We start from the raw sequence: 13,621 nt of genomic DNA, 5'->3' as shown, positions 1-13,621 counted from the left end.
CCCTTGGAAAGCGGCCGGTCAGTAGACGCGGAACAGATTGAAGACCGGGATGGTTTCCAGGATGCGACGCAGGCCGGTCTTGGCGCCGGACTGGTCGATCACCACGATGTCGTCGCCGTAGATCTGCGGGTCGACGGCATCGCCGGCGCGGATTTGCTTGAGGTCGAACACCGCGGCCATCTTCTGGCCGTCGACCACGCGGAAGACCACCACGCCCTGCAGGTTGGCCAGCTCGGACGGCCCGCCGCCCATGGCCAGCGCCTGCAGCAGCGAGGTCTTGCCGGTGATCGGATAGATGCCGGGCTTGGCGATCGCGCCCTCCAGCGTCACCCGCTGGCTGGTGAATTCCTTGACGAACACGCTGACCTGCGGCGACTGCAGGTACTGGTCGGACAGCTTCTGCGCCACCAGCGCCTCGAGCTCCTGCACGGTGTTGCCGCCGGCCTGGACGACGCCGATCAGGGGCAGCGAGATCTGGCCATTGCTGTTCACGCGCACGGTGCGGTTGAGGTCGTTGACCTGGAACACGCTGATCTCGAGCAGGTCCTGCGGGCCGACCCGGTATTCGCTGCTGCCGGTGTAGGCGCCGGAGTCGGCGCGGGTGTCGGGCTCGCCCAGCTCGTCGGTGGCGGTGACGGCCTTGCTGGTGCCCGACCGCACCGACTGGCTGGTCGAGGTGCCGCAGGCCACCAGCAGCGTGGCAAGGAACAGGACAGCGAGGGTCCGGAGGATGGAATGGGTCATGGGGTCTCCTGGGGGCCCGGGCGAAGCATTATGCGGTGCCAAACAGACGCTGCCAAAAACCGGGCCGCGATTCGGCGGCGCGCGGTCGTTCAGGCAAGGGCGGCAGCTGGCCCGGCGGCAGGTCGTCGAGGATGCCCTGCGGGCGGGTCAGCACCATGTGCGTGGCTTCTTCGGCGCCGACGCGGGCGGCCGCGGCCTCGCGGCCCTCGGCCAGCAGCGGCGGGCGCTTGTCGATGTGGTGCGAGTCGGTGGCGAGGATGTGCACCAGGCCTTCGTCGAGCATGCGCTCGGCCCAGTATTTCGGACGGCGGCCGAAGCGGCCGGTGAGGCTGCCGGCGGTGAGCTGCATCCACGCGCCCTGCCGCACCAGGTCGGCGAACACGGTGTAGTGGGTCTCGATCCAGCTCAGGCGCTCGGGATGGGTGATCACCGGCACGATGCCGGCGGCCATCAGGTTGAACACCGATTCGTCGAAGCGCGGCGGCGCCACGTGGTGCGGCGGCTCCAGCAGCAGGTAGCGGCTGCCGTTGATCGTGGGCACGCGGCCGCTGCGGATGCCGCCGGCCAGGTCGGGCGCCAGGTGGGTGTCGGCGCCGGTGCCCAGCTGCAGCGGGATGCCGGCCTCGGCCAGGGCCAGGCGCAGGGCGTCGACCGCGGCCTCGATGCCGGCGCGGTTGTTCTCGTACAGGCCGGGATAGATGTGCGGGGTGCAGGCGGTGAAGGTGATGCCGTCGTCCACGGCGCAGCGCGCCATCGCCAGCGACACGTCCAGCGTGGTCGGGCCGTCGTCGATGCCGGGCAGCAGGTGGCAGTGCAGGTCGATCATCCGGGGGCCTGGGTCAATGGGCTTCCGATTCCGCGGCGTCGGCGCTGGGGCCGGGCCGGCGGGCCTTGCGCCAGCCTGCCAGCCTCGCGACCGCGCGGTCGTAATCGGCGCTGAATGCGTACCAGCCCGCCAGCAACACCAGGAAGGCCAGCACCAGCAGCGGCCGGTACACGCCCAGCTTCAGCGCCACGGCCGCGGCCAGGCCCAGCAGCAGCGAGCCGCCGGCGATGATCGCCACCACGGCCGTGGCCCGGAAGCCGGCGTCGAGCAGCATGTGGTGCATGTGGTGGCGGTCGGCCGCGAAGGGCGAGCGGCCCTGGCGCCAGCGGCGGATCATCAGGGCGACGCAGTCGATCAGCGGCAGCGCCAGCGCCCACGGCCCCAGCACCGGCGACACCGGATGGTCGGGCGCCTGCGACAGCCGCACCGAACCATAGGCAATGGTGAAGCCCAGCAGCATGCTGCCGCCGTTGCCCAGGAAGACCTTGGCCCTCGCCTGCCAGGGGAAGCGCGCGTTCCAGACCAGGAAGCCCAGCACCGCCGCGGCCACCGCCAGCATGCGCTCGACCACCAGCAGGTTGCCCGAGTACAGGCCAAAGGCCGCGAACAGCACCAGCGCCACCACCGACAGGCTGCCGGCCAGGCCGTCGACGCCATCGGCCATGTTCAGCGCATTGATGACGCCGACCACGATGAACACGGTGAACGGCACCGCCAGCAGGCCGATGTTGGCCGCGGCGAAACCAAAGACGTCCTGCAGGTTGGTGGCCATCACGCCGCCGGCCAGGGCCATCAGCAGCGCCGCCACCGACTGGGCGCCGATGCGCCAGGTCCAGCGCAGGTCGTAGTAGTCGTCCAGCTGGCCCACGAGCACCAGCAGCCCGGCACCGCCGATGAAGGCCCAGGTGCGCAGGCTGTTGGTCTGTTCGAACAGCAGGAACCCGGCCACCACCACCAGGTAGATCACCAGCCCGCCCACCACCGGCATCGCGCAGCCGTGGTCCTTGCGGCCGCCGGGGTGGTCGACCAGGCCGAACCGGCGCGCCAGCGGCAGCGCCAGCGGCATCAGCAGGGTGCAGGCGGCGAAGCTGAAGGCGAGCCGCTGCCAGGCCTGGGGTTCGAGCTGGTCGATGAGTTTGAGGTAGTCCATGCGGATGAAAACGCCTTTTTCCTTTTTTCAGGCCACCCGGCCCGGTTCAGGATCGCGTTGATCCAGCAGTTTGCAGCCCGCCTGTGTCAGCCCCGCGTAGGGTCCGGGCCACGGCCATACACGTCCTCGAACCGCACGATGTCATCCTCGCCCAGGTAGCTGCCCGATTGCACCTCGATCAGCTCCAGCGGCACCTTGCCGGGGTTTTCCAGGCGGTGCTTGCTGCCCAGCGGGATGTAGGTGCTCTGGTTCTCGGCCAGCAGGAACACCTTGTCATCGCAGGTGACCCGGGCACTGCCGCTAACCACGATCCAGTGCTCGGCCCGGTGGTGGTGCATCTGCAGGCTCAGCGCCGCCCCCGGCTTGACCACGATGCGCTTGACCTGGAAGCGGTCGCCGCTGTCGATGCCGTCGTAGCTGCCCCAGGGACGATACACCTTGCGGTGCACGCTGGCCTGCGGACGACCCTGAATTTTCAGGGCAGAAACTATCTCCTTGACTTTCTGCACCTGGTCCCGCGCCGCCACCAGCAGCGCATCGTCGGTGTCGACCACGATCACGTCGTCCAGGCCCAGCAGACTGACCAGCCGGCGGCCGCCCCAGGCCAGGGTGTTGCGGCAGTCGATCGCCAGCACGTCGCCGTGGTGGGCATTGCCGTCCGGGTCCTGGTCGGCGATTTCCCACAGCGCCGACCACGAGCCTACATCGCTCCAGCCCACCGAGATCGGCAGCACGGCGGCCTGAGAAGTTTTTTCCATCACCGCGTAATCGATGGAGTCGGCCGGGCAGGCTTCGAACGCGGCCCGGTCCAGGCGCAGGAAGTCGACGTCGCGCGTGGCCCCGGCCAGCGCGGCCCGGGCCGCGGCCAGCATCGCCGGCGCGAACGCCTGCAGTTCGTCCAGGTAGCGCGAGGCCCGGAACAGGAACATGCCCGAGTTCCAGAAGTAGTCGCCGCTGGCGACGTAGGCCTGCGCCGTGGCGAGGTCCGGCTTCTCCACGAACCGTTCCACCGCCCGCACCTCCGCCCGCCCCACCGACTGCCCCTCTGTAGGAGCGCCTTCAGGCGCGAAGCCCTTCGCGGAAAGATTCGCGCCGGAAGGCGCTCCTACAGGGGACGGGGCGGCTTTGATGTAGCCGTAGCCGGTTTCGGGCGCGGCGGGCACCACGCCGAAGGTGACCAGCTGGCCGCCCTCGGCGGCGGGCACCGCGGCCTGCACGGCGGCGCGGAAGCCGGCCTCGTCGCGGATGACGTGGTCCGAGGGCAGCACCAGCAGCAGCGGATCACTGCCGTCGGCCTGGGCCTGCAGGGCCGCGGCGGCGATGGCCGGGGCGGTGTTGCGGCCCACCGGCTCGAGCAGCAGGGCGGCCGGGGTCACGCCGACCTGGCGCAGCTGTTCGGCCACCATGAAGCGGTGCTCCTCGTTCGCCACCACGATCGGCGCCCCCGCGCCCGCCAGCCCGGCCAGGCGCTGCCAGGTCGCCTGCAGCAGCGACTGCTCGCCCACCAGCGGCTGGAACTGCTTGGGATGGGTTTCGCGCGACAGCGGCCAGAGCCGGGTGCCGGAGCCGCCGGAGAGCAGGACGGGGACGATCAGGGACATGGGGGGACCGCGGGTCGGAAGCCTGCCCCCATGATGCCCGCTAGCTCTGGCCCCGAGAACCCTTCCCGTAACCTCGCCAAACGCCCCCCCGGGATTAATCCCGCCCTCCTGTAGGAGCGCCTTCAGGCGCGAATCTTTTCGCGAAGGACTCGGGGATCAACGGAATTCCCGAAAAGCTCCGCCAAAAGCTTCGCGCCTGAAGGCGCTCCTACAGGGAGGGTATCGGGCGACAGGAGGGAGGGTATCGGGCGATAAGAGGGAGGGTATCGGGCGATGGGACGGAGGGTCTCGGGCAATAGGAGGGAGGGTGTCGGGCGACAGGAGGGAGGGTATCGGGCGATGGCAGGGAGTTTGCCGGTGATAACGGGGAGGGTGTCGGGTGATAATCGGGGGATGAGCCTGCCTACCCGCGACGAACTTCGCCTTGAATGGACCCGCCAGGCCCTCGCCGATCCGGGCGCGGGGCTGGAGCGGGCGTCCAACGACGCCAGCTTCCGCAGCTACTGGCGCAGCCATTCGGCCGGCCGCGGCTGGATCGTGATGGACGCACCGCCCGACCGCGAGGACATCCGCCCGTGGCTGGACGTCGCCTCGCGGCTGGCGCGCGCCGGCGTGCACGTGCCCGAGATCCAGGCGGCTGACCCGGTGCGCGGTTTCGTGGTGATGGAAGACCTCGGCGACCGCCTGTTCCTGCCCGAGCTCAACGAGTCCACCGCCGACCGCCTGTACGGGAGCGCGCTCGACGCGCTGCTGGCGATGCAGCTGCGCGCCGACGCCAGCGACCTGCCCGCCTACGACGAGGCGCGCCTGGTCACCGAGATGGAGCTGATGCCCGAGTGGCTGCTCAAGCGCCACCTGGGCTACACGCCCGAATGCGAGGAGTGGGACGTCATCGAGTCGGCCTTCCGCGCGCTGGTGAACAACGCCCGCCTGCAGCCGCAGGTGTTCGTGCACCGCGACTACCACTCGCGCAACCTGCTGGTGACCGAACGCGACAGCCCCGGCGTGATCGACTTCCAGGACGCGGTGCGCGGCCCGGTCACCTACGACCTGGTGTCGCTGCTGCGCGACTGCTACATCGCCTGGCCCGAGGCGCGCGTCAACGCCTGGGTCGAGGACTACCGCCTGCGCCTGGTCGCCGAGGGCCTCACCAGCGTCGATGCCGCCACCTTCCTGCGCGCCTTCGACCTGATGGGCGTGCAGCGGCACCTGAAGGTGCTGGGCATCTTCTGCCGGCTCTGGTACCGCGACGGCAAGGCCGGCTACCTGCAGGACCTGCCGCTGGTGTGGCGCTACACCCGCGAGGTCGGCGCCCGCTATCCGGAAACCGCGCCGCTGGTCGCCCTGCTCGAGCGCGTCCTGGGCCGCACCGACCTGACCCTGCCGCGCGCATGACGCCCGCCACCGGCCCCGCGGCGCTGGTGTTCGCGGCCGGCAAGGGCGAGCGGATGCGGCCGCTGACGGACCACACGCCCAAGCCGCTGCTGCCGGTGCGCGGCAAGCCGCTGATCGAATGGCACCTCGAGCGCCTGGCCGCGGCCGGTGTGCGCGACGTGGTCATCAACATCGCCTGGCTGGCCGCGTGCTTCGCGCCGGCGCTGGGCGACGGCGCGCGCTGGGGCCTGCGGCTGCACTACTCGCACGAGGGCGACGAGCCGCTGGAAACCGGCGGCGGCATGCTGCAGGCACTGGCGCGCCTGGGTGATGCGCCCTTCCTGGCGGTGAACGCCGACATCTGGTGCGACTTCGACTTCGCCACCCTGCCCGCCGCGCCGTCGGGCCTGGCGCACCTGGTGATGGTGGACAACCCCGACCACAACCCGCGCGGCGATTTCGCGCTGGACGCCGACGGCCGGCTGCAGTCCGAGGGCGCGTCGCGGCTCACCTTCGCCGGCATCGGCGTCTACCGGCCGGCGCTGCTGGACGACTGGCGCACGGTGATCGGCGCGGAACCGGGCGCCCGGCTGTCGCCGCCGCGGTTCAAGCTGGCGCCGCTGCTGCGCGCGGCGATGGCACGCGGCCAGGTCACCGGCCAGCACCATCGCGGCGAATGGACCGACGTGGGCACGCCCGAACGCCTGGCCGCGCTCGGTTGATGCCGTTGCCGGGGCCGTGCGCCGCGTCACGGTTCCTGCGCGCCGGGCCCCGGGCTTCATCCGCCGCTCAGTTCCGCGGCGCCCGGCCCGGCTGGCTGCCTTGCGCCCGCCGCGGCAATGACCGCTAATGACCCGGTGCAAAACGCCGCGCCCGCCCTGACCGCACGCTCCCTGCTCCGCCACGCCTTCGAGGGCGAGGTGGCGGGCCTGCCTGCGCACGAGCGGCGCGAACAGTACCGCCGCCAGATCCAGCTGCTGCATGCGGCGATGAGCAACCTGCTGCTGGGCATGACCGTGCTGGCGGCCGTGGTGGCGCTGGCCGAGTCGCTGATCAACGGCGCGCTGTCGGCGCGGCTGGCCTGGCAGGCCGCCGGCGTGGCGGCGCTGGCCGTGATGGCCTGGCGCTACCGGCACGTGGTGTCGATCCGGCGCCGGCGCGTGCTGGGCTCGGTGTTCGGCGCGCTGCTGCTGGCCTGCCTGGCCCTGCCCACGCTGCGCTGGCCGGGCCAGTCACTGCTGCCGATGGCCGTGTTCCTGCTGCTGCCGGTCACCTGGCTGCCGCTGCTGGTGCGTCCGCACATGACCTTCGGTGGACTGGCGGTGGCGACCGCGGTGGTTGGCGCGCTGGCCTGGCAAAGCCCGGCGCCCGCCGGCGAGCTGGGCCTGTTCGCCTTCTACTACGCGCTGGCCACGGCCGCGGGCCTGCTGCTGCGGCGCGCCCGTTCGAACCTGGCCACGCGCCTGGACCGCCGGGTGGAAACGCTGTGGCAGCGCGCGGTCAGCGATCCGCTCACCGGCCTGCTCAACCGCGAGGGCTGGATGAACCTGGCCGGCACCGCGCTGGCCGAGGCGACCGAGGCCGGCCAGGTGCCGGCGGTGCTGTTCATCGACGTCGACTACTTCAAGCGCACCAACGACCAGCACGGCCACCTGGTCGGCGACCAGCTGCTGGTGATGCTGGGCGAAGTGCTGGCGGCGCGCATCGGCACCGGCGAATACTGCGCGCGCCTGGGCGGCGAGGAGTTCGCCTGCCTGCTGCCGGGCGCCAGCCTGGACCACGCGCGGCGCTTCGCCGAAAGGCTGGGCCAGGACTACCGGCTCCGCGCCAGCGAGTTCGGTTCCACGCTCAGCATCGGCATCGCGACCTGGCGGCCGGGCGACGTGCTCAACGACCTGCTCGCCCAGGCCGATGCGGCGCTGTACCAGGCCAAGCGCGAGGGCCGCGACCGGATCGTGGTGGCCAACAGCGTCTAGTTCGCGGCGTCCTGCAGCAGGGTGCGCAGGAAGGGGATGGTGACGCGCCGCTGCGCGGCCAGGCTGGCGCGATCGATGCGCTCGAGCAGGCGGGTCAGGCTGCCCAGGTCGCGATCGACCCGGCGCAGCAGGTAATCGAGCACGGCGTCGTCGAGGTCGAGCCCGCGGCGCGCGCCGCGCTGGCGCAGCACCTCGCGGCGACCGGCGTCGTCCAGCGGCGCCAGCGCCAGCCGCACGCACTGGCCCAGGCGCGTCGCCAGGTCGGGCAGGCCCAGGCCCAGCGCCGCCGGCTGCGCCCGCGCCGCGTACATCACCCCTGCGCCGCTGGCGCGGGCGCGGTTGTGGAAGTGGAACAGCGCTACTTCATCGGCCGCCTGCCCCGCGATCGCCTCCAGGCCGTCCAGGCAGACCAGGGCCGCGCCCTCCTGCGCCGACAGCGCCTGCTCCAGCCGGCCGGCGAAGGCCGGCAGCGGCAGGTAGGCGGCGCGGCGGCCGGCCGCGGTGGCTTCGGCGCAGGCGGCCAACAGCAGGTGGGTCTTGCCGCTGCCGGCCGGGCCCGCGAGGTAGAGCCAGTCGCCGGACGCGCCGCGCGCCCCGGCGCGCACGGCGTCGCGCACGTCCGGCTGGCCGTGGAAGGCGTCGAACTGCTGGTCGGGCGGCGTGCGCAGCGACAGCGGAAGCTGCGGGGTGGTCACGGCGGGTCGCGCGGTTCCCGGGACGGGGCGGTCGGGCCCGGCGCGGGCTCGCCTTCGGCCTTCGGACCAGAGGGCTCGCCGGCGGCGGACGCGTTGGCGGCGGCAGGCTCGGCGGCGGCGTCATCGTCGGCGCCATACAGCTGGCTGGCGGTGTAGCGCGCATGCGCATAACGCAGCACGACCACCAGCACCGCGGCCACCGGCAGCGCCAGCAGCACGCCCAGGAAGCCGAACAGCTGGCCGCCGGCCATGATCGCGAAGATCACCGCCACCGGATGCAGGCCGATCTTGTCGCCCACCAGCCACGGCGTCAGCCAGAAGCTTTCCAGCAGCTGCCCCAGCCCGAACACGCCCAGCACCAGCGCCAGGTGCATCAGGTCGCCGTGCTGCACCAGGGTCGCGATGACCGCCGCGCCGACGCCAACGATGGCGCCCAGGTACGGCACGAAGCTGACCAGGCCGGCGACGATGCCGATCAGGATGCCCAGGTCCACGCCCACCGCACTCAGGCCGACGGCATAGATGGCGCCCAGCGCGATCATCACGCTCAGCTGGCCGCGGATGAAGCCGCCCAGCACCTGGTCGGATTCGTGCGTCAGCCTCGACACCACCGGCTCGACCGGACGCGGCAGCAGGTCGCGCACCTTGCCGAGCATCGCGCCACCGTCGCGCATGAAGTAGAAGGTGACCACCGGGATCAGCGCCAGGTTGGCCATCCAGCCCAGGATCGCCAGGCCCGACTTCGACACGCCGCCGAACACGCTGGCGGCGACGCCGCCCGCTTCCTGCCAGTGCTTTTTCAGCAGTTCGATCAGCTGGCTGGGGTCGATGTAGCCGGCCAGGTCCAGGTTGAAGCGCTGCTCGGCCCAGGGCACCGCGGTGCCGGTGAGCCAGGCGCCGAAGCGCGGCAGCCAGTCGATCAGCTTCGAGACCTGGTTTTCGATCAGCGGGATCAGCAGCAGCACCGCCAGCACGATCACCAGGGTCATCAGCGAGAACACCAGCAGCACGGCCACCGTGCGCGAGCGGCCGCCTTGCTCGAGGCGGCGCACCAGCGGCTCGCCCAGCCAGGCCAGCAGGGCCGAGACCACGAAGGGCGTGAGGATGGGCGCCAGCAGCCACACCAGCAGGCCGACCGCGCCCGCCAGCGCCAGCCACTGCCAGCGGCGGCGGTCGCTGAAGGGATCGGGCGCCTGGGCGACCGGCGCGCTCATGGCAGCAGCCGGTAGACCGGCACGGCCGCGTCGGGGCCGGCCGGGGCCGCGACCAGCACGGTGCCGGCGGCGACGAAGCGGTCGAAGCCCTCGACGCCGACCGCGAGGTCGAGCTCAAGCTCCAGGGCATCGGCTTCGGCGCGCACCACGCGCAGGCCGCGCACCACCGCCAGCGTCTGCAGGTAACCCATGGCGCGGGTGAAGTCGGTGCCGTCGCGCAGGCCGGTGACCTGCACCACCAGCGTGGACGGTTCGCCGGCCTGCAGCGGCACCGCATCGCGGCGGGCAATGGCGTCGGCGGCGCCGTCGGCACCCGAGGCGATCGCGCGCTGCGGGCTGGGATCGCTGAACGACCAGCGGGAAAGCTCCTGGTCGCCGTCGCTGAGGATCCAGTCGGCGCTCCAGCCGGCACCGGCGCGGTACACGCGGCCCAGCAGCTGCACCTGGCCGCCGTAGCGGGCGGTGAGCGGCAGCATCGGCGCCGGGGTCTGGTTCCAGATGGTTTGCACCGCCGCCTGTTCGACCGCGCTGCCGGCCGGCATGCCGAAGCGCAGGCCGCGCTCGAGCCCGCGATCGGCCAGCGGCTTCACCACGCCCAGCTGCTGGGCGTTGACCAGGCGCGCGCCGCGGCCATCGTCGATCGCCAGCCACAGGATCGGGCGCGGCCGGTCGCCGCCCCAGTAGTCCAGGCCGGCGGCCGCGATCAGCGCGTCCACGCCGTTGGGGTCGAAGGCGAAGCTCATGGTGGTCTTGTAGACCGGCACGCCGCCGATGGCCGTGTTGCCCTGCTGATCGCTCGATTCGCTGGCGTCGCTGGTGGTCACGTAGCTCTGGGCATTGGCCAGGGCGCGGCGCACGACCGGGTCGGCGACCGCCTGCGGGTTGCCGGTCAGCTTCACCACCACCTGGGCCAGGGCCCGGGCGGTGGCGGCGCGGCGCTCGCCGGCGCCCTGCGAGATCAGCGTCACCTGGCCCTGGTACAGGCTCAGGTCGCGATCGGCCGGCACCGGACCGGCCGCGGGATCGGCCAGCGGGCCGGCCACGGGCTGCGGCGCGGGCGACTCCACCGGCTGGAACTGGGCGAACACCGCCGCCGGGGCGAGGGCCAGCAGGATCAGCAGGCGGGACATCAGGGGACTCGGGCGCATGGGGGGATTCGCTGGAAACACAGGCTGCATGGTGCCGCATGGGGGGCTGGGGCGTCCAACCGGCGGGCCATGCCGTGCGGGCCTGGCGCAGCGGGACGGGACGGGAAGGGCTCCCGGGGCGAACCCCTTGTTAGAATGCCCCCCTTTCCGCGCCCGGATGCCGCCCGTGACCACCCCCACTCCCCTCACCTACCGCGACGCCGGCGTTGATATCGACGCGGGCAACGAAGTCGTCGAGCGCATCAAGCCGCTGGTCAAGCGCACCTTCCGCCCGGAAGTGATGGGCGGGCTGGGCGGCTTCGGCGCGCTGTTCAACCTCTCGGGCAAGTACCGCGAGCCGGTGCTGGTGAGCGGCACCGACGGCGTCGGCACCAAGCTCAAGCTGGCCCAGCAGCTCAACCGCCACGACACCATCGGCATCGACCTGGTCGGCATGTGCGTGAACGACGTGCTGGTGCAGGGCGCCGAGCCGCTGTTCTTCCTCGACTATTTCGCCACCGGCAAGCTGCACGTCGACACCACGGTCGCCGTGGTCGGCGGCATCGCCAAGGGCTGCGAGCTGGCCGGCTGCGCCCTGATCGGCGGCGAAACCGCCGAGATGCCCGACATGTACCCGCCGGGCGAGTACGACCTGGCCGGCTTCACCGTCGGCGCGGTCGAGAAGTCGAAGCTGCTCGACGGCGCCGCCGTGCGCGCCGGCGACGTGCTGCTGGGCATCGCCTCGTCGGGCCCGCATTCGAACGGTTACTCGCTGGTGCGCCGCATCTACGACCGCGCCGGCCGCCCCGCCGACCTGGACGTCGGCGGCGTGAAGCTGGTGGACGCGCTGATGGCGCCCACCACGATCTACGTGAAGCCGATCCTCGAGCTGCTGGGCAAGCACGCCCTGCACGCCATGGCCCACATCACCGGCGGCGGCCTGACCGAGAACATCATCCGCGTCATCCCCGACGGCCTGGGCCTGGACATCGAGGCCTCGGCCATCGTGCTGCCGCCGGTGTTCGAGTGGCTGCAGCGCGAAGGCGCGGTGTCGCGCGAGGAAATGTGGCGCACCTTCAACTGCGGCGTCGGCTTCGTGCTGGTCCTGGCCCCGGGCGACGTCGCCGCCGTCTCGGCCGACCTCGACCGCCTCGGCCTCGCCCACCGCCCCATCGGCCAGGTCGTCCCCGCACACGGCGACGAGCGCGTCCGCATCGGCTGATCGGGTGGACCGAGGGTTTGCCTCGGAGCGTTTTTTGGCCACGGATTAACACGGATGAACACGGATAAGGCTCGGGAGTGGGACCCGACGTGCGTGGGGTAGCTGGTGAATACCCACGGCGGCGAATCTTCTTTTTTTGCCCTATCCGTGCTCATCTGTGTTCATCCGTGGCAAACGTCGCTCTTCCTCTTAAACCACTGCCAGGGAACTGAACTTGCACCCAGATGGCAAGCCGACGCCGGGCTACAGCATCGCGGTACTGGCCTCGGGGCGCGGGAGCAACCTGCAGGCGCTGATGGACGCGATCGCCGCGGGTTCGCTGCCGGCGCGGATCGCCGGGGTGTTCTCGGACAAGCCCCGCTGCGGCGCCATCGCGATCGCCCGAGCCGCGGGCCTCCCGACGGTCGCGCTGCGGCCGCGCGACTTCGCCGACCGCGACGCCCACGATGAAGCGCTGTTCAGCGCCGTGGCCGCCGTTCAGCCCGATCTCATCGTCTGTGCGGGATACCTACGCATCATCAGCGCCGCATCGGTGCGACGATTCGAGGGCCGCATGATCAATATCCATCCATCGCTGCTGCCGAAGTACCCGGGCCTGGACACCCACGCGCGTGCGCTCGCCGCCGGCGACGCCGCCCATGGCGCCAGCGTGCACGTCGTGGTGCCCGAGCTCGACGCCGGCCCGCTGCTGGCGCAGGCGCGCATCCCGGTGCAGGCGGGCGACGACCCGGCCGCGCTGGCCGCCCGCCTGCTGCCGCGCGAGCACGCCCTGCTGCAGGCCACCGTCACCCTGCTCGCCCTCGGCCGCCTGCGCATCGACCGCGCGCCGGTGACGCTGGACGGCCGCGCCCTGCCGGCGCCGCTGCAGCTGGCCGCCAACCACACGCTGGAAGGAGCCTAGGCCATGCGCATCCCCCGGTTCGCCGCCGCCCTGCTGCTGGCCTTGCCGCTGGCGTCCGTCGCCGACGCGGCGGCACCACCCACCCCGTTCAGCGCCGACTACGAAGTGCTGCAGGACGGCAAGCCGCTGGGCACCGGCCAGATCAGCCTGCGCCGCCGGCCCGACGGTCGCTGGGAAATGACCACCCGCAGCGAAGCCACCAGCGGCCTGGCCGCCGCGGCCGGCGTGCGCCGCACCGAGGTGTCGGTGATCGACTGGTCGGGCGACCGGCCGCGCACCCTGGGTTATGACATGCAGCAGCAGGCGGCCTGGAACAAGCGCCGCGAAACCCTGGCCGTCGACCCGGCGGCCCGCACGGCGCGCGTCACCTACAAGGGCGCCACCCAGGCGCTGCCCTACCAGGACGGCCTGCTCGACCGCCACGCCGTCACCGCCGCCCTGATGTCGGAACTGGCCGCGGGCCGCCGCGGCGACATGGCCTTCCCGGTCGCCGGCCGCCGCGACGTCGCCACCGACCGCTACCGCACCGCCGCCAACGTCCGCCTGCGCACCGCGCTGGGCGTCGAACGCGCCATCCGCGTCGAACGCGTCCGCGACGACGACAGCGGTCGCGTCACCAAGATCTGGTTCGCCCGCAACCGCGGCTGGCTCCCGCTCCGCATCAAGCAATACGAAGCCGACGGCAGCACCCTCGACCTCCGCATCACCGCCGTGCGGTAGCAAAAGCTTTTTTGCCACGGATAAACACAGATAAACACGGATAAAGCGAAAGCGCTTTTTCTCTATCCGTG

Annotated in this window: 13 protein-coding genes; 6 read left to right on the top strand and 7 right to left on the bottom strand. The window is 71.8% G+C overall.

What is annotated here, in order from left to right; genetic code table 11:
* Nucleotides 1-18: 18 nt before the first annotated feature.
* From VFQ84_RS01740 to VFQ84_RS01725, 4 genes are all read right to left on the bottom strand, one after another.
* Nucleotides 19-744 (bottom strand): polysaccharide biosynthesis/export family protein, encoded by a 726-nt coding sequence (locus VFQ84_RS01740; protein WP_325128580.1) that lies wholly within the window; start codon nucleotides 742-744, stop codon nucleotides 19-21.
* Between the two features lie 28 nt (nucleotides 745-772).
* Nucleotides 773-1,570, bottom strand: a complete 798-nt coding sequence (locus tag VFQ84_RS01735) for a tyrosine-protein phosphatase (protein ID WP_325128578.1) — start codon at nucleotides 1,568-1,570, stop codon at nucleotides 773-775.
* Nucleotides 1,571-1,583: 13 nt separating this feature from the next.
* Nucleotides 1,584-2,720, bottom strand: coding sequence for an MraY family glycosyltransferase (locus VFQ84_RS01730; RefSeq protein WP_325128576.1), 1,137 nt, complete (start codon nucleotides 2,718-2,720; stop codon nucleotides 1,584-1,586).
* Between the two features lie 86 nt (nucleotides 2,721-2,806).
* Entirely contained in the window at nucleotides 2,807-4,321 is a 1,515-nt protein-coding gene (locus VFQ84_RS01725; protein WP_325128574.1) for a mannose-1-phosphate guanylyltransferase/mannose-6-phosphate isomerase, read from the bottom strand.
* A 393-nt stretch (nucleotides 4,322-4,714) separates the two neighbouring features.
* Here VFQ84_RS01725 and VFQ84_RS01720 point away from each other — a divergent pair, with 393 nt between their 5' ends.
* The 3 genes from VFQ84_RS01720 (at nucleotide 4,715) to VFQ84_RS01710 (ending at nucleotide 7,671) form a co-directional block, all read left to right on the top strand.
* A complete protein-coding gene (locus tag VFQ84_RS01720; RefSeq protein ID WP_325128572.1) occupies nucleotides 4,715-5,716 on the top strand; it encodes an aminoglycoside phosphotransferase family protein in 1,002 nt (333 codons plus the stop codon).
* Complete coding sequence (gene murU, locus VFQ84_RS01715) at nucleotides 5,713-6,417, top strand: N-acetylmuramate alpha-1-phosphate uridylyltransferase MurU (protein ID WP_325128570.1); 705 nt, start codon at nucleotides 5,713-5,715, stop codon at nucleotides 6,415-6,417. The genes VFQ84_RS01720 and murU overlap by 4 nt, the downstream gene beginning before the upstream one ends.
* 117 nt (nucleotides 6,418-6,534) lie before the next feature.
* Nucleotides 6,535-7,671: a GGDEF domain-containing protein gene (locus tag VFQ84_RS01710; RefSeq protein ID WP_325128568.1), complete on the top strand. Its 1,137-nt coding sequence runs from the start codon at nucleotides 6,535-6,537 to the stop codon at nucleotides 7,669-7,671.
* Here VFQ84_RS01710 and hda read toward each other — a convergent pair.
* The 3 genes from hda to VFQ84_RS01695 are packed head-to-tail and all read right to left on the bottom strand — an operon-like array spanning nucleotide 7,668 to nucleotide 10,728.
* Nucleotides 7,668-8,366 (bottom strand): DnaA regulatory inactivator Hda, encoded by a 699-nt coding sequence (gene hda / locus VFQ84_RS01705; protein ID WP_325128566.1) that lies wholly within the window; start codon nucleotides 8,364-8,366, stop codon nucleotides 7,668-7,670. The genes VFQ84_RS01710 and hda overlap by 4 nt on opposite strands.
* Complete coding sequence (locus VFQ84_RS01700; RefSeq protein ID WP_325128564.1) at nucleotides 8,363-9,580, bottom strand: AI-2E family transporter; 1,218 nt, start codon at nucleotides 9,578-9,580, stop codon at nucleotides 8,363-8,365. The genes hda and VFQ84_RS01700 overlap by 4 nt, the downstream gene beginning before the upstream one ends.
* Nucleotides 9,577-10,728 (bottom strand): DUF2066 domain-containing protein, encoded by a 1,152-nt coding sequence (locus VFQ84_RS01695; protein ID WP_325128562.1) that lies wholly within the window; start codon nucleotides 10,726-10,728, stop codon nucleotides 9,577-9,579. The genes VFQ84_RS01700 and VFQ84_RS01695 overlap by 4 nt, the downstream gene beginning before the upstream one ends.
* Nucleotides 10,729-10,885: 157 nt before the next feature.
* Here VFQ84_RS01695 and purM point away from each other — a divergent pair, with 157 nt between their 5' ends.
* From purM to VFQ84_RS01680, 3 genes are all read left to right on the top strand, one after another.
* Nucleotides 10,886-11,929, top strand: a complete 1,044-nt coding sequence (purM, locus tag VFQ84_RS01690; protein ID WP_325128560.1) for a phosphoribosylformylglycinamidine cyclo-ligase — start codon at nucleotides 10,886-10,888, stop codon at nucleotides 11,927-11,929.
* 214 nt (nucleotides 11,930-12,143) lie between these two features.
* A complete protein-coding gene (purN, locus tag VFQ84_RS01685) occupies nucleotides 12,144-12,830 on the top strand; it encodes a phosphoribosylglycinamide formyltransferase (RefSeq protein WP_325128558.1) in 687 nt (228 codons plus the stop codon).
* A 3-nt stretch (nucleotides 12,831-12,833) separates the two neighbouring features.
* Nucleotides 12,834-13,550 (top strand): DUF3108 domain-containing protein, encoded by a 717-nt coding sequence (locus VFQ84_RS01680; protein ID WP_325128556.1) that lies wholly within the window; start codon nucleotides 12,834-12,836, stop codon nucleotides 13,548-13,550.
* Nucleotides 13,551-13,621 lie beyond the last annotated feature (71 nt).

The organism is Arenimonas sp., from assembly GCF_035721105.1.
Taxonomy (GTDB): Bacteria; Pseudomonadota; Gammaproteobacteria; order Xanthomonadales; family Xanthomonadaceae; genus Arenimonas.
The sequence above is the reverse complement of the archived record's forward strand: the minus strand, read 5'-3'. Positions and strand labels throughout refer to the sequence as shown.